The organism is Pseudomonas brassicacearum, assembly GCF_003732175.1.
In the GTDB taxonomy this organism is placed as follows: Bacteria; Pseudomonadota; Gammaproteobacteria; order Pseudomonadales; family Pseudomonadaceae; genus Aquipseudomonas; species Aquipseudomonas brassicacearum_G.
Window position 1 is genome coordinate 246,927 of sequence record NZ_MOBI01000013.1, and the last position, 21,499, is coordinate 268,425.

General features: G+C 58.8%; 19 protein-coding genes and 2 tRNA genes. 4 read left to right on the forward strand and 17 right to left on the reverse strand.

Annotated features, from left to right (window positions below):
• Positions 1 to 416: 416 nt before the first annotated feature.
• From BK658_RS11990 to BK658_RS12005, 4 genes are all read right to left on the reverse strand, one after another.
• Positions 417 to 1,712: a virulence factor family protein gene (locus BK658_RS11990; protein ID WP_123582459.1), complete on the reverse strand. Its 1,296-nt coding sequence runs from the start codon at positions 1,710 to 1,712 to the stop codon at positions 417 to 419.
• The gene (mprF, locus tag BK658_RS11995; RefSeq protein ID WP_123582460.1) at positions 1,712 to 4,354 is read right to left on the reverse strand and encodes a bifunctional lysylphosphatidylglycerol flippase/synthetase MprF; all 2,643 of its coding nucleotides are present in this window, start codon (positions 4,352 to 4,354) and stop codon (positions 1,712 to 1,714) included. The genes BK658_RS11990 and mprF overlap by 1 nt, the downstream gene beginning before the upstream one ends.
• Positions 4,355 to 4,632: 278 nt before the next feature.
• Positions 4,633 to 4,709 (reverse strand) — tRNA-Met (locus BK658_RS12000).
• Between the two features lie 222 nt (positions 4,710 to 4,931).
• Positions 4,932 to 5,008: transfer RNA gene (locus tag BK658_RS12005), tRNA-Met, on the reverse strand.
• 299 nt (positions 5,009 to 5,307) lie between these two features.
• Between BK658_RS12005 and dinB the strand changes: the two genes are divergently transcribed.
• Complete coding sequence (gene dinB, locus BK658_RS12015; RefSeq protein WP_123582462.1) at positions 5,308 to 6,369, forward strand: DNA polymerase IV; 1,062 nt, start codon at positions 5,308 to 5,310, stop codon at positions 6,367 to 6,369.
• A gap of 90 nt (positions 6,370 to 6,459) precedes the next feature.
• On the opposite strand, the gene BK658_RS12020 is transcribed toward dinB, so the two are convergent.
• The 5 genes from BK658_RS12020 to BK658_RS12040 all read right to left on the reverse strand — a co-directional run bounded on the left by BK658_RS12020 (position 6,460) and on the right by BK658_RS12040 (position 11,598).
• Positions 6,460 to 7,413, reverse strand: coding sequence for a hypothetical protein (locus tag BK658_RS12020; protein ID WP_123582463.1), 954 nt, complete (start codon positions 7,411 to 7,413; stop codon positions 6,460 to 6,462).
• A gap of 17 nt (positions 7,414 to 7,430) precedes the next feature.
• Complete coding sequence (locus BK658_RS12025; protein ID WP_123582464.1) at positions 7,431 to 9,146, reverse strand: proline--tRNA ligase; 1,716 nt, start codon at positions 9,144 to 9,146, stop codon at positions 7,431 to 7,433.
• A gap of 125 nt (positions 9,147 to 9,271) precedes the next feature.
• A complete protein-coding gene (locus BK658_RS12030; RefSeq protein ID WP_123582465.1) occupies positions 9,272 to 10,834 on the reverse strand; it encodes an AmpG family muropeptide MFS transporter in 1,563 nt (520 codons plus the stop codon).
• Positions 10,835 to 10,877: 43 nt separating this feature from the next.
• Positions 10,878 to 11,192, reverse strand: coding sequence for an MGMT family protein (locus BK658_RS12035; RefSeq protein WP_259740077.1), 315 nt, complete (start codon positions 11,190 to 11,192; stop codon positions 10,878 to 10,880).
• A gap of 196 nt (positions 11,193 to 11,388) precedes the next feature.
• Positions 11,389 to 11,598, reverse strand: a complete 210-nt coding sequence (locus BK658_RS12040; RefSeq protein ID WP_002554837.1) for a cold-shock protein — start codon at positions 11,596 to 11,598, stop codon at positions 11,389 to 11,391.
• 354 nt (positions 11,599 to 11,952) lie between these two features.
• On the opposite strand from BK658_RS12040, the gene dcd reads away from it, so the two are divergent.
• Both dcd and BK658_RS12050 read left to right on the forward strand, forming a co-directional pair.
• Complete coding sequence (dcd, locus tag BK658_RS12045; protein WP_103315463.1) at positions 11,953 to 12,519, forward strand: dCTP deaminase; 567 nt, start codon at positions 11,953 to 11,955, stop codon at positions 12,517 to 12,519.
• Positions 12,520 to 12,626: 107 nt separating this feature from the next.
• Complete coding sequence (locus tag BK658_RS12050) at positions 12,627 to 12,845, forward strand: hypothetical protein (protein ID WP_123582467.1); 219 nt, start codon at positions 12,627 to 12,629, stop codon at positions 12,843 to 12,845.
• 142 nt (positions 12,846 to 12,987) lie between these two features.
• On the opposite strand, the gene BK658_RS12055 is transcribed toward BK658_RS12050, so the two are convergent.
• The 6 genes from BK658_RS12055 to BK658_RS12080 all read right to left on the reverse strand — a co-directional run bounded on the left by BK658_RS12055 (position 12,988) and on the right by BK658_RS12080 (position 19,877).
• The gene (locus BK658_RS12055) at positions 12,988 to 13,752 is read right to left on the reverse strand and encodes an ABC transporter ATP-binding protein (RefSeq protein ID WP_123582468.1); all 765 of its coding nucleotides are present in this window, start codon (positions 13,750 to 13,752) and stop codon (positions 12,988 to 12,990) included.
• Between the two features lie 13 nt (positions 13,753 to 13,765).
• Positions 13,766 to 14,884 (reverse strand): succinylglutamate desuccinylase/aspartoacylase family protein, encoded by a 1,119-nt coding sequence (locus BK658_RS12060; RefSeq protein ID WP_123582469.1) that lies wholly within the window; start codon positions 14,882 to 14,884, stop codon positions 13,766 to 13,768.
• Between the two features lie 27 nt (positions 14,885 to 14,911).
• The gene (locus BK658_RS12065; protein WP_123582470.1) at positions 14,912 to 15,622 is read right to left on the reverse strand and encodes an ABC transporter permease; all 711 of its coding nucleotides are present in this window, start codon (positions 15,620 to 15,622) and stop codon (positions 14,912 to 14,914) included.
• Entirely contained in the window at positions 15,619 to 16,347 is a 729-nt protein-coding gene (locus BK658_RS12070; RefSeq protein WP_019692154.1) for an ABC transporter permease, read from the reverse strand. The genes BK658_RS12065 and BK658_RS12070 overlap by 4 nt, the downstream gene beginning before the upstream one ends.
• Before the next feature lie 58 nt (positions 16,348 to 16,405).
• Positions 16,406 to 17,185: a transporter substrate-binding domain-containing protein gene (locus BK658_RS12075; RefSeq protein ID WP_071551559.1), complete on the reverse strand. Its 780-nt coding sequence runs from the start codon at positions 17,183 to 17,185 to the stop codon at positions 16,406 to 16,408.
• A gap of 241 nt (positions 17,186 to 17,426) precedes the next feature.
• Positions 17,427 to 19,877, reverse strand: coding sequence for a penicillin acylase family protein (locus BK658_RS12080; RefSeq protein WP_123582471.1), 2,451 nt, complete (start codon positions 19,875 to 19,877; stop codon positions 17,427 to 17,429).
• 208 nt (positions 19,878 to 20,085) lie between these two features.
• Here BK658_RS12080 and BK658_RS12085 point away from each other — a divergent pair, with 208 nt between their 5' ends.
• The gene (locus BK658_RS12085; RefSeq protein WP_123582472.1) at positions 20,086 to 20,643 is read left to right on the forward strand and encodes a cysteine hydrolase family protein; all 558 of its coding nucleotides are present in this window, start codon (positions 20,086 to 20,088) and stop codon (positions 20,641 to 20,643) included.
• Between the two features lie 116 nt (positions 20,644 to 20,759).
• Here BK658_RS12085 and BK658_RS12090 read toward each other — a convergent pair whose 3' ends face one another.
• Entirely contained in the window at positions 20,760 to 20,969 is a 210-nt protein-coding gene (locus BK658_RS12090; RefSeq protein ID WP_123582473.1) for an SEC-C metal-binding domain-containing protein, read from the reverse strand.
• 5 nt (positions 20,970 to 20,974) lie between these two features.
• The gene (locus BK658_RS12095; RefSeq protein WP_123582474.1) at positions 20,975 to 21,460 is read right to left on the reverse strand and encodes an LEA/WHy family protein; all 486 of its coding nucleotides are present in this window, start codon (positions 21,458 to 21,460) and stop codon (positions 20,975 to 20,977) included.
• Positions 21,461 to 21,499: the final 39 nt, after the last annotated feature.

Sequence of the window (21,499 nt, forward strand, 5' to 3'; positions counted from 1 at the left end):
ATGACTCAAGAGCGCAGGCTAAGAAGCCTTTGCAATCGTGAAGGGTACGCTGTTGCAGCTAATTTCGACGGGTTTCCAAGCCCGATCGCTGAATGGTCAGCGACGTCCGGAGAGTATCCCGTCGAAGAAAAACGCAACAAGGCATCAAAGTGCCCATATACGAGATTCGGAGTTTGCCTACAACGTCTGCGGGCGTCATCCGATATTGCGACACCTTAAGTAAACGAAAGTAAACGCGGCGAGCGATTTACAAGTCGTAGGGGTGCTTGAGCAGTTGTTTTTCCAGCGATAGTGCGTTGACTGTTCATTTGGCCTGGGTTAGCGACTGTCCTTTGTCCTGGGACTGAGGACAGTGCTCACAAAAAAGCCCCCGTTACCTTGCGGTAGCGGGGGCTTCTTGTTGAGCTCGGCTCAGGTCACTGTCCTGCGACCTTGTCCTTGGCCTGACGTTTCACGATCGCGTCGACCAGGCGTTTGGCCAGGGCCGGGTAGTTCTCGTCGAAGTGGTGGCCGCCTGGCAGCTTCAAGGCTTCACCAACAGCGGTCTTGTCGGTGCAGCCACTCTCGGCGATTTCTTCTGCGCCGTAGATGCACAGCACCTTGTCGGCCGGCAGCTTGGCCATTTCCGGGCCGGTGGCGGCCTCTTTACCGGCGTTGCCGAGCCAGCCTTCGACCTGAATTTCGAAGCTGCCGGTGCGGGCAAAGGCCAGCAGGATGATTGCATCGACCCGCTGCTGTTCGCTTTCCGGCATGCGGTTGTAGATCGCTGGCAAGACGTCGGCGCCGAACGAGTAGCCCGTCAGGATGAAGCGTTTGGTGCCCCACTTCTGACGGTAGTGCTGCATCAGTTCGGCAAGGTCAATGGCGCTTTGCTCAGGGCTCTTGTGCTGCCAGTAGTAGCGCAGGGTGTCGATACCGACTACCGGGTAGCCGATCTTCGCCATTTCACCGGCCACGTCACGGTCCAGGTCGCGCCAGCCGCCATCACCGGAAAGGAACAGGGTGACGGTGTCCTTGGCCTGGCCAGCAGGCACTTCGACCACTGGAATGTTCAGGCCGCCGTTACCCTTGTCAGCGCCGACGAGGATCTTGCGCAGTTCGTTGTTGAGGACTTGCGGCAGGTTGATGTCGTAGTCGCTGATGCTGGTTTCGGCATTGGGTTGATCGCGCACGAAGCCGGCGCTGGTGTCGTCCGGGTTATCGTTCCATGCGACCAGCCAGTGGCCGTGAGCTGCGCTTTTTGGCAGCTGTTGTGTGCAGCCGGGTTTTTCCAGGGCCAGGTCCACCGAAACGGCCTGGGACTTGTCGTCCTTCTGCTCGGCCAGCCAGCGCCAGGCCAGGATGGCGCCAGGGCCGATACCGCTGACCAGGGTCGCAGGGCCCTTGAGCTGCTGGAAGGCTGCCTGCAGGGCATTACCTTGTTGGGTGCAGTCTGTGGGCAGGACCACCTGAACGATTTGCGCGGCACCGCCACGGCTCAGGGTCATCAGTTGCTTGTCGCTGAGCTTCTGATCTTCGTTCACCGCGACAACCACCTGGGCGCGCGGCGTGGTGCCGGGAATGACACGGGTCATTGCCGGGCCATCAATGGGCGTCAGCAGTTCGAGGGTGGGCTCGGGTGCCGGGCGGTTCCAGTACCAGTAACCGCCACCGAGGATCACAGCCAGCACCACCAGAGTGGCCAATACATACCGCCAGGAGCGTTGAATCATCAGCGTTTCACCAATCCAGTCAAGCCGCCCGCAATCAGGGCGGCGGTATCGGCCAGTGCCACCAGCGGATCGAGTCCGGCGGGCACGGCCATGTAACGAGGTTCCCAGTCAGGCTGGAATTTGTCCTTGAAGCGGCGCAGCCCCTGGAAGTTATAGAGCTGCTCGCCACGGCGAAACACCATCGAGCCGAGGCGTTGGGTCAGTGGCGCGCCACGACGGGGTTGCAGACCCGACAGCGGCACCATGCCCAGACTGAAACGTGCATATCCATGATTTTTATAATGTTGAATCAGGCCGACCATCATGAACTCCATGGTCAGCTTGGGCGCATCCGGGTGTGCACGCATCAGGTCGAGGCTGGCCAGGTCGTGGCTATACGTCTCGAGCAGGTTGGCGAATGCCACCGGGCGACCTTCAAAGTGAATGATCGCAATACGGAAGTGCTTGAGGTAATCGTCGCTGAAACGGCCGAGAGAGAAGCCTTTTTCGCGAACGTTCTTGCCGGTCAGCCAGGCATCGGAAATGACCTTCAGCTCCTCCATGGGGGCTTGACCCGGTTCGTAGATTTCCAGCGACAGGCCATCGCGGGTGCCACGGTTCCAGGTGTAGCGCAGGTCTTTCATCTCTTTGCCCTTGGCCTCGAGATCAAAACGATGCAGGTCAACCCGGGCTTCTTCGCCCAGCTTGATCGCGGTCAGGCCGATGTCCATGTAGTACGGCAGGTTTTCGGCGCGCACTTGATAGAACACTGGACGGGCGTGATGAAGGTCGCAGAGGTCACGGAACTGCCAGATCATTTCTGCGCGTTGCTGGGTCGGGCCAATCGGGTCGTACAGGGCCACCAGACTGCGGCCACGACGCGCATACATCAAGAACGCTTCGTCGTTAGGGTGAAACAGTAGCGCCTTGTCACCGGTCAGGGCGAGGCCGCCGTCAGGTTGCGAGGAGGCCATCAGGATCTTCAGCGCCTTATCCAGCTCTGCAGCGTCGGGCTGATGAATCACCGGGCGCGCGGTGCGCAGCAGCCAGGTCAGAGACACCACCACCAGCAAGACCGCTGCGCCGAGCAACGAGCGCAGGCCACGTGGGGCATCGGAGTCCAGGGTGAACTGCCACCACAGTTGATGGCTGTATGGCACATCCTGATAGGCGAACAGCAGGAGCCAGATCGAGGCGCCCAACACGCACAGGCTGGCCACCAGGTACAGCGGCGAGAACGGCACTTCGGTCAAGCGGCTTGGGCGGTAGAAAGAGCGACGGAAGATCGCCAGTAGACTGGCGGTCAGGATCATCAGGCAGGCTTCTTCCCAGTCGAAGCCTTTGAGCAGCGAGAGTACGGCACCGATCATCAGCAAGATGGTGGTCAGCATCCAGGCGGCCGAGAGGCGGCGGCGCAGGCCTTGAGCCAGCAGCAGGCAGAGCACGCCGATCAGGCTGGCACCGAAGTGCGAAGCATCGACCAGGCGATGGGGGATCAAGAACCCGATGTGTTCCAGGCGGGTGTCGATTTCCGGTGTCGCTCCGGAGAACAGCAACACCACGCCAGACAGGAACACCAGGATCGCCAGTACCGGCGCGGCCATGCCAGAGGCGGCGCGCAGCGATTGACGGGTGTTGAACAGGCGTTGTGCTTCATTGATCAGCAGCAGGACGCAAGCGGCCAATAGCGGCAGAACCACATAGATCAGGCGATACAGTAGCAGGGCAGCGGCCAGTGGCGCAGCGCCGAGTTTGTCGGCGAAGGCCGCGAGCAGAATCGCTTCGAATACCCCGACGCCGCCCGGTACGTGGCTGAGCACGCCAGCGGCCAGGGCCAGCAGATAGACCAACAGGAAGGCGCCGAACGGTGGCGCTTCCGGCAGCAGCAGATACAGCACGGTCGCGGCGGCTGCCACGTCCAGTGCGGTAATCACCAATTGCAGGAAAGTCAGGCGGCGACCCGGCAAGCGTAGCGTGCGTCGTCCGATGCGAACCAGCAGATTGTCCGTATACGGTTGTTCTGGCAGGCGGCGGCGGTAGAGGCCGATGGCCAATACCGAGCAGAGCAGCAACACGGCAATCGCGATTGCACCCAGCAACGGCTGTGACAAATGCAGCGCGGTGGACGCGGCAGGCAGGTTGCTGAGTGTCGCCAGGGCTGCGAGCGGTGGCAAAGCGCAGCCCAATGACAGGCTGGCAAACAGCGTCATGTGGGCGACTTCCGACGCCCCGAGCCCGTGACGTGCGTACAAACGATAACGCACCGAACCACCGGACAGCAGCGACAGGCCAATGGCGTTACCGATGGCGAATGCGGTGAAGCCACCCAGAATCATGGTGCGCGGCGGCAAGCTCACGCCAGCATAGCGCGTGGCCGACCATTCATAGCCGAGCAAAATGATGAAGCCGGCAATGGTTGCACCCAATGCGCCGAGCAGGGCGGGTTTCGGCACTTCCAGAATCGAATCGTGCAGGGCGTAGAGATCGAGTTCGCTTAATAGATGGCGACAGGCAATCAGCGCAATAGCGAACAATAGCAACGTAACCGCCAGGCCAATGGGCTGTCGGTACTTGCTGACCAGATCCAGCCAGTGCAGACGGGTGGCCGTGATCGGTTGTGTCGCTGTGACGGTGTCTTGTGAATCAGACGAGTTGGCGCGCATCAATCACCTCTTGGATTGTGCGCGACAGGATGGGGGTATCCAGCCAAGTTACCAATCCCTGTAGAAAAAAATAATCACAAATATTAACGCGTATCACCGAGCATCGGGGATTGCGCACATTCAATCGTAGAGAGGCTTGCCTGCGACTCAGCATAGCCTGAACTGGTGGACTCTGAAGAGCGCCAAAGGTTCGTAATGCATTGCCAGATCATTGTTGCGAAAGGACTTTTCTACAGATACAAAAAAGGCCGCTCTTTCGAGCAGCCTTTTTTGATGTTTGGTTGCGGGAGCCGGATTTGAACCGACGACCTTCGGGTTATGAGCCCGACGAGCTACCAGACTGCTCCATCCCGCGTCTGTGTGGCGGCATTCTACAGGCGATCGCCTGAGTGTCAACCGTTAATAGTCCGCTTGCTCAAATTAACGTCAATTAGCTTCAAGCGGTTGCTGCACTCAGGTTAAGTATAAGAAGCGCAAAGGTTTTTTTCCTGGCTCTGGCGACGAGAGGGAAGGAGGGGTGACGAAAAACACACGCGCACAAAAAAGGCCACTCTTTCGAGTAGCCTTTTTTGATGTTTGGTTGCGGGAGCCGGATTTGAACCGACGACCTTCGGGTTATGAGCCCGACGAGCTACCAGACTGCTCCATCCCGCGTCTGTGTGTCGGCATTCTACAGAGGATCGCCGGGCTGTCAATTGCTAATTGAGAAAAATCTGTTCCTGTTCAATCGCTTAGCGTATCAGTCAGGGAGTCAAATAGGGCTTGAGGGCTTGCTGTATAAGGCTTTCAGCTCTATTGACGGGTTCATTTCGATTAAAAAAATAAATCCAGCGTAGGCGTTTTCTTCTGCTATCAGAGAAGAAGTCAGGCACTGGTGCTATATACAGTTGTCAGTGAGATACTGGCGATCCGGCTCGCCGTAGTCCTTTTTCCTTCATTGAACACTGCCTTATATGACGCAGCGCAAAATCATCCACGTCGATTGTGACTGCTTCTATGCTGCCATCGAGATGCGCGACGACCCGACTCTGGCGAGCAAGCCGCTGGCGGTGGGTGGCTCGGCGGATCATCGCGGGGTTATCGCGACGTGCAACTATGAAGCGCGGGCTTATGGGGTGCGCTCGGCCATGTCCTCGCGGCATGCCTTGAAGCTGTGCCCGGACCTGGTCATCGTCAAGCCGCGCATGGATGCCTATAGAGAGGCGTCGAAAGAGATTCAGACGATTTTTCGTGATTACACCGACCAGATCGAGCCACTGTCGCTGGATGAGGCGTACCTCGACGTGTCCGAAAGCACGCATTTCGCCGGCAGTGCCACGCGAATTGCCCAGGACATTCGGCGCCGGGTCTCTAATCAGCTGCATATCACCGTCTCGGCGGGTGTAGCGCCGAACAAGTTTCTCGCGAAAATCGCCAGTGACTGGAAAAAGCCCAACGGATTGTTTGTGATAACGCCGGATCAGGTCGAGGACTTTGTCTCGCAGTTGCCGGTGAGCAAGCTGCATGGTGTCGGCAAGGTCACGGCCGACAAGCTGGCGAAGCTCGGTATTGCCGATTGCCTGCAGTTGCGTGAGTGGAACAAGCTGGCGCTGGTGCGCGAATTTGGCAGTTTTGGCGAGCGTCTGTGGAGTCTGGCGCGTGGGATCGATGATCGACAGGTGCAGAACGACAGTCGTCGGCAGTCGGTGAGTGTCGAAAATACCTACGATGTGGATCTGCCGGATCTGGTCAGTTGTCTGGATAAGCTACCCGACCTGCTGGAAACCCTGAACGGGCGTATGGCGCGGATCGATAGCAGCTACCGACCGGGCAAGCCGTTCGTCAAAGTGAAGTTCCATGACTTTACCCAGACGACGCTTGAGCAGGCCGGGGCAGGGCGTGACCTGGGTAGCTATCAGTTGTTGCTGACTCAGGCGTTCAATAGGGGTGGCAAGCCTGTGCGTTTGTTGGGGATTGGCGTGCGCTTGCAGGATCTGCGTGGCGGGTTCGAGCAGTTGGATTTGTTTGAGCGGTGACGGTTAAAAGCAAAAGATCGCAACCTTCGGCAGCTCCTACGCAAGCAGAAGTACGTAGGAGCTGCCGAAGGCTGCGATCTTTTTAAGCTATCAATTGGCGCCCGGATCCGCCACCAAACGCCCGGCATCCTTGGTCAGCGACTTGAGAAACTCGCTTTGCAACTCGGGATCGTTGCGGGTCAGTTCGATCAGGCTTTGTTCCAGCTCGCTGGCTTCTTCTTCCAGGCCCAGCTCCGACAGGCGTTTGACCCGATGTACCCACTGGCTCACTTCGTCGTCCTCGAGGTCATCGTAAATCAGCGCATGAGCTTCCAGCAGCTTGCTGCGCAGGGTGCTGCTAATCGTCAGCGACGAGTCGGTATGCACGTCATCCTGAGCATCTTCGACAGTGATCTGCAGCTTGCCGATACGATTCAGGTCCTGTTCCGCGAACGGGCTGTCGAGCAGGTTCAAGCGCAACACGCCGTTGCAGTCAGTGGTGAGCTCGAAGGTCTGTGTGCCGGCCTTGACCTCTACCGGGCGCTCGCTCCATGGCAGGCTCGAGTATTCCATGCGCTTATCACGCTGGACTTCATCGATGCCGGCCAGGTTCTGTTGTGCGCGACCGTGGGACTGCACGTTCATGAATGGGTTGAGCCCGGCAATGCCTGTGCTGATCCAGTCCTTGGTCATGCTGTCTGGCAAGTTACCGAGGGCGAACACGTTGGCGATGTTCGCGCCGACGCCGCCCACCAAAGCCACCGCGCCCAGCGGAATCTCGTAGACCTTGCGCCAGGGTTGGTAAGGCGTGTAGCGATCATAGCGCCGGGTGACATCGTACTCGGTGACTTCGAAGGTCTTCTGCTCGTGAATCCGTACCCGGCGTTGCGGCAGCTCAAGCACCTTAGGCTCACCGACATCGATCTGCAGGCTGTGATCGAGCAGTTTGCGCTCGATGCGTTCCTCGTGCTCGCTGCGTTGTGACATCTGATTGGCGCAGCCGCTGAGCAACAGGGTGCCGCACAGGGCGGCACCACCGAGGTTTAAGGTGTTTCGCTTGAACATGACTTCTCTATCTGGTGTCAGCGGCGGATACGAGCCTGAAGGAACGACAGCACGTCAGCGACCGGCAGCGCTTGCGGCTCGGCCTCGGTACGGCTCTTGTATTCCAGGTTGCCTTCGGCAAGGCCGCGGTCACTGACCACGATCCGGTGAGGAATGCCGATCAGCTCCATGTCCGCGAACTTGATGCCTGGGCTGGTTTTCTTGTCGCGATCGTCCAGCAGTACTTCGAAGCCGGCCGCAGTCAGTTCCGCGTACAGCGTGTCGGTCGCTTCGCGAACCTGCTCGGTTTCGTAGCGCAGAGGCACCAGGGCAATCTGGAATGGCGCGAGGGCGTCGCTCCAGATGATGCCTTTCTCGTCGTTGTTCTGCTCGATGGCCGCCGCTACCACGCGGGACACGCCGATGCCATAGCAACCCATTTCCAGGGTGACCGGCTTGCCGTTTTCGCCGAGCACTTCGCACTTCATCGCTTTGCTGTACTTGTTGCCCAGCTGGAAGATGTGCCCGACTTCGATGCCGCGCTTGATTTCCAGGGTGCCTTTGCCGTCAGGGCTAGGGTCGCCGGCCACGACGTTACGCAGGTCGGCAACGGTCGGTACTGGCAGATCGCGCTCCCAGTTCACGCCGAAGTAGTGTTTGTCGTCGATGTTGGCACCGATACCGAAATCGCTCATCAGTTCGACGGAACGGTCGATGATGATTGGCAGCGGCAGGTTCAGCGGGCCAAGGGAGCCGGCGCCGGCGCCAATGGCGTCACGCAGTTCGGCTTCGGAGGCCATGACCAGTGGACTGGCGACGCCAGGCTGGTTGGCGGCCTTGATTTCGTTCAGTTCGTGGTCACCACGGATGATCAGGGCAATCAGCTTGCCTTTCTCTTCAGCGTGAACCACCAGGGTCTTGATGGTTTTTTCGATTGGCAGGTTGAAGCCTTCGACCAGTTGCGCGATGGTCTTGGCGTTCGGGGTGTCGACCAGTCGCAGTTCTTCAGACGGTGCGGCGCGCGAGGTTTCCCGTGGCACGGCTTCAGCTTTCTCGATGTTCGCTGCGTAGTCGGAATCGTTGCTGAAGACGATGTCGTCTTCACCGGATTCGGCCAGTACGTGGAACTCGTGGGAGCCGGCGCCGCCGATGGAGCCGTTGTCGGCTTCTACAGGGCGGAACTTCAGGCCCAGGCGGGTGAACACGTTGCAGTACGCCTGGTGCATGCGGTCGTAAGTGACTTGCAGCGATGCCTGATCAGCGTGGAAGGAGTAGGCGTCCTTCATGATGAATTCGCGACCGCGCATCAAGCCGAAGCGTGGGCGGATTTCGTCACGGAATTTGGTCTGGATCTGGTACAGGTTGATCGGCAGCTGCTTGTAGCTGCTCAACTCGTTGCGCATCAGGTCGGTGATCACTTCTTCGTGAGTCGGGCCGGCGCAGAAGTCGCGACCGTGACGATCCTTGAAGCGCAGCAGTTCAGGGCCGTACTCTTCCCAGCGACCGGATTCCTGCCACAGCTCAGCCGGTTGAGTGCTCGGCATCAACACTTCGAGAGAACCGGCGGCGTTCATTTCTTCACGAACGACGGCTTCGACCTTGCGCATCACTCGCAAGCCCATCGGCAGCCAGGTGTACAGGCCGGAGGCGAGTTTGCGGATCATGCCGGCGCGCAGCATCAACTGATGGCTGACGACGACCGCATCGGAAGGCGTTTCTTTCTGTGTGGCGAGCAAATATTGACTGGTACGCATGGTAGGCCGTTGTCGGTTGCTGAAGACTAGAAATGACGAAGCATTGTACGGGTGAGATTTGCTGGCGTACAGGATTGCGGCCGGCGGTGTGGCTTGAGTGCGGAGAAAACTCCGCACTCAAGAGGCTATGATTCTTCGACAGTGGTAGCGGTCTGGGCCGGCTCGGGCGTTGGTGTCGGGCCTTCGCGGCGGTTTTCCTGGAACCAGTGCAGGGCGATCAACAGCAGGGTCGGTACGCCAAGCAGCGCCGTGATGATGAAGAAGTTGTGATAGCCGTATTTCTCTACCATGACCCCGGAGTAGCCGCCGATCAGGCGTGGCAGCAGGAGCATGATCGAGCTGAGCAGGGCGTACTGGGTCGCCGAAAACTTCAGGTTGGTCAGGCTCGACAGGTAGGCGACGAAGGCCGAGGTCGCCATGCCCGAACTGAAGTTGTCGAGGGAAATGGTGACGATCAGCATCTCCAGGTTGGCGCCCATGTCGGCGAGCATCACGAACAGCAGGTTGGTGGCGGCTGACGCGAACCCGCCGATGAACAGAATCGGCAGAATTCCGAAACGCACGATCAGCAGGCCGCCCATGCCGGCGCCTATCAGGGTCATGATCAGGCCGAAGATCTTGCTGACGCCGGCGATCTGATCCTTGGTGAAGCCCAGGTCGATGTAAAACACGTTGGCCATTACGCCCATCACGGTGTCGGACATTCGATAGGTGGCGATCAGGCCCAGCAGCAGAAAGGCCTGCCAGCGGTAGCGTACAACGAAGTCGTTAACGGGCGTCAGCACCGGGGCCAGGCCCCGGCGGCCCATGGTGGAGAGGCACAGGCTGGTCAGGATGATGTAGAGCAGCGCTCGTAGAAATGCCCGATCTTCCAGCAGCAGATCCAATGGGCTCATGGCACCCGTGATGACGCTGGCGAAATCAGTGTTGTAGAGCTGGGTAAACATCGCGGGCACGGATACCAGCAAAACGATGAGTACGAATACCGACACGAGTTGGTGCGCAAAGCTGTAGCGCCCGGCGGACAGCTGGGTACGCAGCGGCACGGGAGGCTCGCGCATGAGCAGGGTGGTCACCAGCGCCGGTATCATCAGCAGGCCGAACAGCGCGTAGGTGCCGGTCCAGGCTGAGTGTTTGTAGTTGAAGCCGGTGGAGCCGAAGCCTTCGGCAATGAATAGTGCGCCGGCTGTCGCCAGGAGAGCCGCGACCCGATAGCCGGACATATAACTGGCCGCCAGTGCAGCCTGGCGCGTGTCATCGACAATTTCCAGGCGATAGGCATCGACGGCAATATCCTGGGTGGCAGAGGCGAACGCGACCAGGACAGCAATCGCAATCAGCCAGGACAGGTGCTTTTGCGGGTCGCAGAAACCCATGCCGATCAGGCCGAGGACCAGCAGTATTTGCGCCAGGACCAGCCAGGAGCGTCGTCGGCCGAGTTTGCCGAGTAATGGCAGGCGCCACTGGTCGAGAAGTGGCGACCACACCCATTTAAACGCATAGGCCAGCCCGATCAGGCTGGCATAACCAATCGTTTCACGGGCTACGCCGGCCTCACGCAGCCAGACGGATAGCGTTGAGAACACCAGCATATAGGGTAGGCCAGCGGCGAAACCCAGTAGCAATAGTACGAGCGTCGAGGGGCTGGCATAAGCAGCGAGCGCGGCGCGCCAGGTTTTACGGGGCATGGGCTGGAGTCTGCCTCAAAATTGCGAAAACAAAGCGCGCACTCTAACCGCTGTGCTCTACTGGGCGCCAGCCATGACGCTGAATATCAACACGATTGTTCAGGATACTGACACCTTCCATGCGCAAGCGTGCCCGCTGTTCATCGCCGGAGGGGCTTCCCACTGGCAGGCTGAGGCGACCGCCGGCACCCAATACGCGATGCCAGGGCAGTTTGGTGTCGCCGGGTAATTGACTCAATGTGCGTCCCACCCAGCGTGCTGCCCGCCCCAGGCCTGCCAGTTCGGCGAGCTGACCGTAACTCACCACTTTGCCTTCCGGAACCTGGGCCAGGGTCAGGTAGAGCGTGGTTCGGCGCATCTGTGCCGGGGTTTCGGTTTCGTGGTTGGGGTCAGTCACGTTGCCGCTTCCTGATGAGAGTGTTGAGGCTGCTTCCAGAGTAAGTCTTCCGTGAGCGAATGAAAATCTCGCCAAATCGGGTGTGGCTCGGTAAAAACAGACGGGCACAAAAAAGCCCCGCTTTTGAGGGCGGGGCTTTTTACTAAATCAGGACAAGTTAGATAACTTGAACTTCTTCAGCTTGCATGCCTTTCTGACCGCGGGTAGCGATGAAAGAAACCTGTTGGCCTTCTTTCAGGCTTTTGAAGCCGTCGGATTGGATAGCTTTGAAGTGAACGAACAGGTCGTCACCGGATTGTGGAGTGATGAAGCCGAAGCCTTTTTCATCGTTGAACCACTTAACGGTACCGGTTTGGCGATTAGACATGGTGTAACTCCTTGAACAAAGATAACTGCGACTCAGGAAGAACCCTGGCCGAGACTGAGTGCAAAGAGCAGGAAAAATTCTTGTAGATGGTTGGATCGAAATTCAACATATCGTGTAGAGATTCTCAGTGACACAAGCAGCACAGTGGCGCCACCTTAACCCTTTTTCCTGAACGTGCCAATGGTCTTTGCGAAGGTTTCTCTGTTTTCATGACTGACGGTGCGTTGTATTGCTGCGAAGGCCCGGAAATCGTGGGGGATCGGCGAGAATTGTGCCCCGGACTTTGAACCGGCGGCGCGCCCCGGTAAGATGCCGGACAGAATTTTTCCACCTCGCTATTCAGGACACCCCGCCATGAGCATCAAATCGGACAAGTGGATTCGCCGCATGGCGCAAGAGCACGGCATGATCGAGCCGTTCGTAGAGCGCCAGATGCGTGGCGAAGGCTCCGACCGGCTGATTTCCTTTGGCGTATCGAGCTACGGCTATGACGTGCGTTGCGCCGATGAATTCAAGGTGTTCACCAACATCAATTCGGCGACTGTCGATCCGAAAAACTTTGATGAGAAGAGCTTCGTCGACGTCAAAAGCGACGTGTGCATCATTCCGCCAAACTCTTTCGCGCTGGCGCGTACCGTCGAGTTCTTCCGTATTCCGCGCAATGTACTGACGATCTGCCTGGGCAAGAGCACCTACGCTCGCTGCGGCATCATCGTCAACGTCACGCCGCTGGAGCCGGAGTGGGAAGGTCACGTGACCCTGGAGTTCTCGAACACCACCACATTGCCTGCGAAGATCTACGCCAATGAAGGCGTGGCGCAGATGCTGTTTTTCGAGTCCGACGAAGAGTGTGAAGTGTCTTATAAGGACCGTGGCGGCAAGTACCAGGGCCAGCGTGGCGTGACCCTGCCGCGTACCTGAGTCAGCCGTCTGACAAACCGTTGGAATTCCTGGGCGGGCGTACACTCTATGGGGTGTACTGCTCCGATGCGCGCAAGGCGCACCGGGCCATCGCTCAGGAGTGCTTCATGAAGATCGATCCGCGAATAAGTGCCGAACTGGCAAGGCTTGAGCCCAATCAAGTGGGCGTGCTGGCCTGGTCATTGCTGGCGCATCCGCCTGTCACGCAGGCCGGCGGAATCCCTGGTCAGCCCGACCCCGATACCCCGAACGAACAACCGAGGGAACCAGGCGAGCCTGGCGAACCCACCTTGCCGGATAAGCCGCCTCCCGCGCCAGTTGCCTGATTTCCCGCATCGAAACTCAATGGCCCGAGGTTGGTTTGATCCTTGTGGGAGCGTGGCTTGCCCGCGATGAACGATAACGCGGGTTATCAGATAAATTGCGTTGCCCTATCGCGGGCAAGCCACGCTCCCACAGAATCTGGGGTTACTTGAGGTTACCGCTGAGGAATTGCTTGAGGCGTTCGCTTTTCGGGTTGCCGAGCACGTCTTCAGGCGCGCCTTCTTCCTCTACCAGCCCCTGGTGCAGGAACAGCACCTGATTCGAGACTTTGCGGGCGAAGCTCATTTCGTGGGTCACCATGATCATGGTCCGGCCTTCTTCGGCCAGGCCCTGGATCACCTTGAGCACTTCACCCACCAGTTCCGGGTCCAGCGCCGAGGTCGGTTCGTCGAACAGCATGACTTCCGGCTCCATCGCCAGTGCGCGGGCAATGGCCACCCGTTGTTGCTGGCCGCCGGACAGGAATGCCGGGTATTGATCCGCCACGCGCGCCGCCAGGCCAACCTTGTCCAGATAACGCCGGGCGCGATCTTCGGCGTCCTTCTTGCTGACACCCAGCACCCGGCGCGGGGCCATGGTGATGTTTTCCAGCACCGTCATGTGGCTCCACAGGTTGAAGTGCTGGAACACCATTGCCAGTCGGGTACGGATTCGTTGCAGCTCGGCTTCATCGGCCACACGCATGCCATGGTGGTCTTTGATCATGCGGATCGCTTGACCGTCCAGGCTCATGGCGCCGTCGTTGGGTTGTTCGAGAAAGTTGATGCAGCGCAAAAAGGTGCTTTTGCCCGAGCCGCTGGCGCCGATCAGGCTGATCACGTCACCGGTCTTGGCCTTGAGCGAAACGCCTTTGAGCACTTCATGAGTGCCGTAGCATTTATGCAGGCCTTCGATGGTCAGTTTGTACATGGGGCATGCATCCTCAAGGCGAAAGTAGGTAGCCGGTGCGATAGGCTTCGAGGCCTGCAACATGGGCGATCACCATGCCTGCGGTGGCCATCCGGCGAGTCGAACGGGCGTAGAGCAGGCCGGCGTTGGCGCAATGAACCGGGGTCACGCGGTCGCCAATCGGGTCGATGATTTCGGCGATCAGTTGTCCTGCCTCCAGGTACTCGCCCGGCAGCACGCTGTACACCAGCAAACCGCCAACCGGGGTTGCAACCGGTTCTACTGCGGCCAGTGGAGTGGCGGGGTAGGGCAGTTCGGGCAAGGGCGCTGCTTCACCTTCGATTGCGCCGAAATGAACCAGATAGTCGATCAGCGCCTGGCAATCGAGGCTGGCCAGCGGATGATTGACGTCGCCTTGACCGCGCAATTCGACGGTCACCGAGAAACTGCCCAGCGGAATGTTGAAGTGCTCACCGAAGCGCTCCTGCATTTGCCACCAGACCAGAGTGAAACACTCGTCGAACGAATGACCGCCGGAGTCGGTGGCCAGCAGGCTGGCTTCGGCGCCGATGTAGCGCGCCAGTGGCTCGACGTGTGGCCAGGCCTCGGGCGTGGTGTACAGGTGTGCAACGGCTTCGAAATCACAATGCAGGTCCAGCACCATGTCTGCGTCGCAGGCCAGTGTTTGCAGGGTCAGGCGCTGGGATTGCAGTTGGGTGCTGGCGGTTTGCCGAGCCAGCGCATTGCGCAGGCCGCTGCGGATCAACTCGAGGTTGTGTTGCGAGTCGTCGTTGAGTTGTCCTTCGATCTCATTACCAACTTCTTCACCGAGGTCAACGAACCAGCGGTTGAAATTCTGTCCGCTTTCCAGCTCATAGCGCCCCAGTGGTACGTCCATCAGCACTTGTTCGAGGCCAATCGGGTTGGCCACGGGCACCAGCACGATCTCGCTGCGCAGACGGCCGGCGGCTTCGAGCTCCGCCAGACGCAGCTTGAGGTGCCAGGCCACCAGCATGCCGGGCATTTCGTCGGCATGCAGCGAGGACTGGATGTAGATCTTGCCTTTGGCCTGGGTCGGGCCGAAGTGGAAGCTGTGGATCTGTCGTGCAGTGCCCGGCAGTGGGGCAAGCAGGTCATGGATCTGGTGGCGCATTTGCTTTTGTGTCCTGAAGCTGGAGAGCTAGTGAGACGGTCCGAGGAACGCCAGCCATCGGCGTTCGGCCAGTCGGAACAGGCCGACCAGCGCAAAGGTGACGGTCAGGTAAATCAGCGCGGCAATGCCGAATGACTGAAAGGTCAGGAAGGTCGCCGAGTTGGCGTCGCGAGCGACTTTCAGAATGTCCGGGACGGTGGCAGTGAAGGCCACGGTGGTCGAGTGCAGCATCAGAATCACTTCGTTGCTGTAGTACGGCAACGAACGGCGCAGGGCCGACGGCATGATCACGTAGGCATACAACTTCCAGCCCGTCAGACCATAGGCTTTGGCGGCTTCGACTTCGCCGTGGTTCATGCTGCGAATCGCTCCGGCGAAAATCTCCGTGGTGTAGGCGCAGGTGTTCAGGGCAAAGGCCAGGATGGTGCAGTTCATCGCATCGCGAAAGAACGCATCGAGCACCGGTTGTGCACGGACTGCGGCCAGGCTGTAGATCCCGGTGTAGCAGATCAGCAACTGGATATACAGCGGTGTGCCACGGAACAGGTAGGTGTAGAACTGCACCGGCCAGCGCACATAGAGCTTGTTGGAAACCCGGGCAATCGACAGCGGAATCGACACCAGAAAGCCGATGAAGATCGAGGCGCTGAGCAGCCACATGGTCATCGCCAGGCCGGTAATGTGGTAACCGTCGGTATAAAGGAACGGTTTCCAGTAATCCTGTAGAAGTTCGATCATCGTACGGCCTCCCGGGCACCGGCGGCATAACGGCGTTCAAGCCTGCGCAGGACAAAGTTCGACGCGCTGGTGATCAGCAGGTAAATCAAGGCGGCCAGCACCAGGAAGTAAAACAGTTGATAGGAGCTTTTACCGGCGTCCTGAGCCGCTTTGACCAGGTCCGCCAGGCCGATGATCGACACCAGTGCAGTGGCCTTGAGCATCACCATCCAGTTGTTACCGATGCCCGGCAGGGCGAAGCGCATCATCTGCGGGAACACTACGAAGCGAAACCGCTGGCCGCGTTTGAGGCCATAAGCCGTGGCGGCTTCGACCTGACCCCGTGGAACGGCGAGGATCGCGCCGCGAAAGGTCTCGGTGAAATACGCGCCATAGATGAAGCCCAGGGTGATGACCCCGGCGCTGAACGGGTTGATTTCGATGTACTCCCATTCCATCAGGTCGGTCAGGGAGGTCAGCCAGGTTTGCAGGCTGTAGAAAATCAGCAGCATCAGCACCAGGTCCGGCACGCCGCGAATCAGTGTGGTGTAGACCTGGGCAGGAACCCGCAGCAGTTTGACGCTGGAGAGTTTGGCGGTGGCGCCGAGCAGGCCGAGCAACACGGCCACCAGCAGCGACAACACCGATAATTTGATGGTCATCCAGGTGCCTTGCATCAGCAGCGGGCCAAAGCCCTTCAAGCTGAAGGCAGAAAGCCCGAGGTTTTGTAACAGCTGTTCAAACATAAAATCTGCGACCCGATAACGTGAAAAAAGCGCCCATCACGAAGATGGGCGCCGGGCATTATTTGCCGCTGTACAGATTCAGATCACCGAAGTGTTTCTTTTGAATGGTCGTGTAGGTGCCATCATCGTGTAACGCTTTGATACCTTTATCGAGAAGGGCTTTGAGCTCTTTGTTACCTTTCGAGATACCGACAGCTGTTTTGGCTGGCAGCAAAGGATCGTTGACCGGCTTGCTGACTTCATAAGCAGCACCTTGTGGCGACTTCAAGAAGCCCAGTTGGGCTTGCAGCATGTCCTGGATCGAGGCGTCCAGACGACCGGAAGTCAGGTCGGCGTAGACCTGGTCCTGGTTGGCGTAGGCCTGGGTGGTCACGCCAGCCTTGTCCAGTACGGCCTTGGCATAGGCTTCCTGGATGGTGCCTTGCTCGTAGCCGACCTTTTTACCCTTGAGCGAAGCCACGTCAGAAATGCCGGAGCCTTTCTTGTAGACCAGTGCGGTAGGGCCGGAGAACAGCTCGCTGGAGAAGTCGATGACTTTTTCGCGGGCTTCGGTGACGGTCATCGAGGAGATCACGCCGTCGAATTTATTGGCCTTGAGGCCCGGAATCATCCCGTCGAAATCGCTCTCGACCCATTTGCACTTGACCTTCAGTTCGGCGCAGATCGCGTTGCCCAGATCGATGTCGAAGCCCACCAGGCTGCCGTCGGCGGCTTTGGACTCGAACGGAGCGTAGGAAGGGTCAACACCAAAACGCAGTTCTTTGTATTCCTTGGCCAGTGCGGAACCAGCGGCCATGCACAACGCCAGTGCAGAAAGGGTCAGCAATGCTTTTTTCATTATTAAATCCCTAAGAACCAATTTGAGCGCTTGTGGCGCGAAATTATTGTTACTGGAAAGCGTAAGACCTTATGAAAGTAGCAATTTCCGAACCAGAGTCCCGAACAAGCGTTTTAAAAGATGATTCAAGACACGTCTGGAAAGGAATCGTGCCCAAAAACGGGCGCTAACAATTTGTCGCACCAACGTAGGGCGATCCGTGACGAGGAAGCAAGCTCCCCTGTCACAGATCACTCTCGTGTTACTTACCCGGTACCAGGGTCAGCCGCGTTTTGCCATACACCTTGTCGAAGTTCTGCGGTTGCATCGGCAAGCTCATGTATTGGCCTTTGAGCCACGGGTCGATACTGTCGATATAGTTCGGGCTGGCCGGGTTGCCGGATTGGCCGGTGCTGTTCTGGCCCATCAGCGGCTCGGCCTGGCCGAAGTCGACAATGAAGCGCATGGCCGGCACCAGCGTCACATTGAAATCCTGACCCCAGGTGTAGGCGGCAGCATTCAATGTGGTGTGGTCACCTCCGGCTGACATGGCGCCGCGCACGGTCTGGCCTCGGCTGTTTTTCCATTCGTAGTGGTGCAGTTTGCCCCACTGCCAGGCTTTGTGATCGGCGCCCATCTGGCTCTCGCCGGCGGTAATGGCCGCAGCCAGGCTACGGGCGAGAATGGTCGGTTTGTCTTCTTTCTGCTGCGTGCGCAGGTCATCCCAGAACGGGCTGTCTTCGCGGCCCAGCAAATGGTCGGCCTGGGCCGAGTAGGACAATTTGCCGTTGGCGACGAAGGCTTTCCACGTTGGGCTGGACTCTGGGCCGAGCTCGTCGAGGAAAATCTGCTTCATGCTTTCTTGCAGGAACAGTTCATAGATCGCTGCGTCGGTGGAGGTCGGGCTGAGCTTACCGTCGAACGCCATCAAGCGGCTGTAAGCTTCGCGCGCTTTGCCGGCTTCGGCAGCAGGCAGTGCGTCGATCGCCTGTTTGAGCGGCTGGGACATGCCCGGGGCTTCAAACATCTTTTTCAGTTTGGCGGCGAACAGCGTGGTCTGGTCGTACTGCATCGCGATCATGCTGCGGCTGTCGTGCTTGCCTGCAGCCGCCAGCTCGGCGATGCGCTCGCCACGCTCAGGAGCGGCCCAGGAGTTGGACAACTGCATGCCGTAACCATGGGGGATGACCCGCTGGTTGGCGGTGCCGACCCAGCCTTGGGCCGGGTCCTGGTCATAAGGGTGGAGCATCGGGTCGGCGTAACCGTCCCAGTCGTAACGACCTTCCCAGCCCGGCGATGGCAACCCACCTTCACCTTCGCGGCGGTTCGGGAAGCGCCCGGTGACTTGCCAGCCGATGTGGCTGGCATCGGCGAACACCATGTTCAGCGCGATAGCGCGGATTTCACGGCTGGCGTCCGAGGCTTTCTCTGCGCTCTGTGCACGGGACAGGTCGAAGAAGGCGTCGAGGCTCTTGTCGTCGGTAAAATTCGGCATCTGCAACGCCAGGCCGAAACCATTGCCCAGTGCAGTGCCTTGGGCGCTGTTGAGCAGCGGGCCGTGGCGGGTTTCATACACGGCTTCGCGAATCGGCCGCTGACCTTTGACGAAATAGGTTTCGTTGCGAACTGTCACCGGTTGCCATTTGCCAGCGACTTCGTAGCTCAGCCCATTGCCTTGACGCTTGAGCTTTTCAAGGAACAGGTCCTGGTTATCGCCCATGACCGCGGTCATGCTCCACGCCACCTTACCGTTGAAACCGGCGAGGACCATCGGAAGGCCGGCAATGGAAACCCCAGCCGCCTGGTACTTCGGTGAACGGATCTGCACGTAGTTCCACAGCGACGGCACGCTAATCGGGAGTTGGCTGTCGCTGGCCAGCAGGCTCTTGCCGCTGCGACTGCGCTGCGGGGCAATCGCCCAGTTGTTCGACGCCGTGGCCCCGAGCAGATTCAATGCGGACAACTGGTCGCCGGCTTTGCTGAGTTCGCCCAGGCCCGGGATCGTGCCGTTGAGCTTCACGCCTTTAAGCTTTTCAGCTTCGGCGAGTGGCAGCTTTTCGTCCGGATACGACGGCAACAGCCACGGGAGTTTGTCTGTCGTGACGGTTTGCGCCATCACCAGCGAGGCGATTTCCTGCGGCAGGTTGGCTGACTGGCTGAAGTTCAGCAGGCAGAAAATCAGCGCCGAATCTTCCGGTTTCCAGTATTCAGGCTTGTAGCCTGTGGCGGCCAGGTCTGACGGCAGCTTGTCGCGATAGCGGAACAGGTAGGCGTTGACCCCGCGTGCATAGACTTCAAAGAAGCGTTGCAGGCGTGGCGAGGAGGCCTTGTAGAGTTCGTCGGCACTTTTCTTCAGGTTGACTGCACGCATGTAGCGGTCAGCGTCGAGCATCTCTGCGCCGGACATCTCCGACAGGCGACCCTGGGCCAGCAGGCGCATGGTGACCATCTGGGTGATGCGATCACTGGCGTGTACGTAGCCGAGGGTGAACAGCGCGTCGTGGAAGGTGTTGCTTTCGATCAGCGGCACGCCCATGGCATTGCGCCGCACTGAAACGTTCTGCGCCAAGCCTTTGAGCGGCTGCACGCCTGCGGTGGGTGGCAGGCTGTCCTGGGCATTCCAGGTCTGGCAACCGGTGAGGCTGAGCACACTGGCCACTGCTGCGGCAACGCCGAACCGGGGAAGAAAAGATGTAAAGGCTGGCGAGGCCATGGCAAAGCTCCTGCGGGAGTAGAGGCGCAATAAAGGCGCTACGTTAGTGAGCAGGAGAAGGCCGCGCAAGCGGGTGCCGATCTTATTTCAAGGTTTGTCCGATAAATCACAGAATTTGACGCGCAGCGTTACCGTTCCATGACTTGCCTAGTGGAAAAGGTGGTGCTCAAGTGTCGGGATTTCGATGGCTCGCCAGGAGAAAATTGCCATGGAGCTTCAAACCAACGCAGCGTTGATCCTGATCGATCAGCAAAAAGGTATTCACCACCCCAAACTGGGACCGCGCAACAATCCAGACGCCGAGGAGTGCATGGCCGAGTTGTTGAATGAATGGCGGCGCATCGCACGCCCGGTGATTCATGTGCAGCATTTGTCCCGCTCGCCGGAGTCGGTGTTCTGGCCGCAGCAGTCGGGTGTCGAGTTTCAGGAGCGATTCGAGCCGCGATCGGGCGAGCGTGTGATCCAGAAACAGGTTCCTGATGCGTTCAGCGGAACGACGCTTGCAGCGGGGTTGCGTGAGGCGGGGATCGAGCAACTGATCATTGTCGGCGTGGCGACCCATAACTCGGTCGAGTCCACGGCGCGTACGGCGGGCAATCTGGGGTTTGAAACCTGGGTCGTGGAAGACGCCTGCTACACCTTCGACAAGGTCGACTTCTTCGGCAAGAAGCATTCGGCGCAGGAGGTGCATGCCATGTCGCTGGGCAATCTGCACGGGGAATATGCGACGGTGGTTCGCACAGCCGAGATTCTGACAGCTGATTAGAACCTGTGGGAGCGTGGCTTGCCCGCGAACGGGGCACCTCGGTGCATCAGGCAGGCCGCGTTATCGACTATCGCGCTCAAGCCACGCTTCTACAAAGTACGCGTTGTGTTAACGCATCAAGCGCCGTGGCACTTCTTGAACTTCTTGCCGTTGCCGCATGGGCAAGGGTCGTTGCGTCCAACGTCTTTCAACGCGTTGCGCACCGGCTCCTGGTGAGCGTGGCCGCAGTTCGGGCCGTGAACATGGCCATGGTCGTGATCATGGTGGTCGTGATGTTCATGATCGTGGTTGCAGTCAGGGCCATGGACATGGGGTTGCTGGGTCATCGAGGTTACTCCGGAATAAAATCGCCGGGAATTATCTCGCCATAACGGGCCAGGTGCACGTCATTGCCGATGAATATTCCGGTTTTCAACTCACCTTCCAGATGATAAGGAATCGGCTGGTCGCGTTTCTTCAGCATTTTCACCACCTCACGCAGGTGTTGCCAGAGGTTGGTACGGATCGGCACCTCGAAATAGCTGCTGCTTTTCGGGTCGACAGTGAACCATTTGCTGGACTCGCCTTCGGCCAGCAGGAACTCGTTTAAATGAATCCGGTACACCAGGCCGCGAACCGTAAGATCGGAGTCGTTGGGGTTATCGACGCGAAAGTAGAGCATGAATTTCTGCTCAAGGAGTTTGGCGCGCACCACTTCGACTTTGAGCAGATGGACTTGCGGGTCGAGGGTGTCGTTAGCGAACCAGGATGCGCAGCCGCTGAGGCTCAGGAGCATGAACAGGGTGACAATTCGTAAGGCGCGCTGCTGATGGCTCATGGTGGTATTTCTCCTTGAACCCCAGTCTAGCCCCAAAAG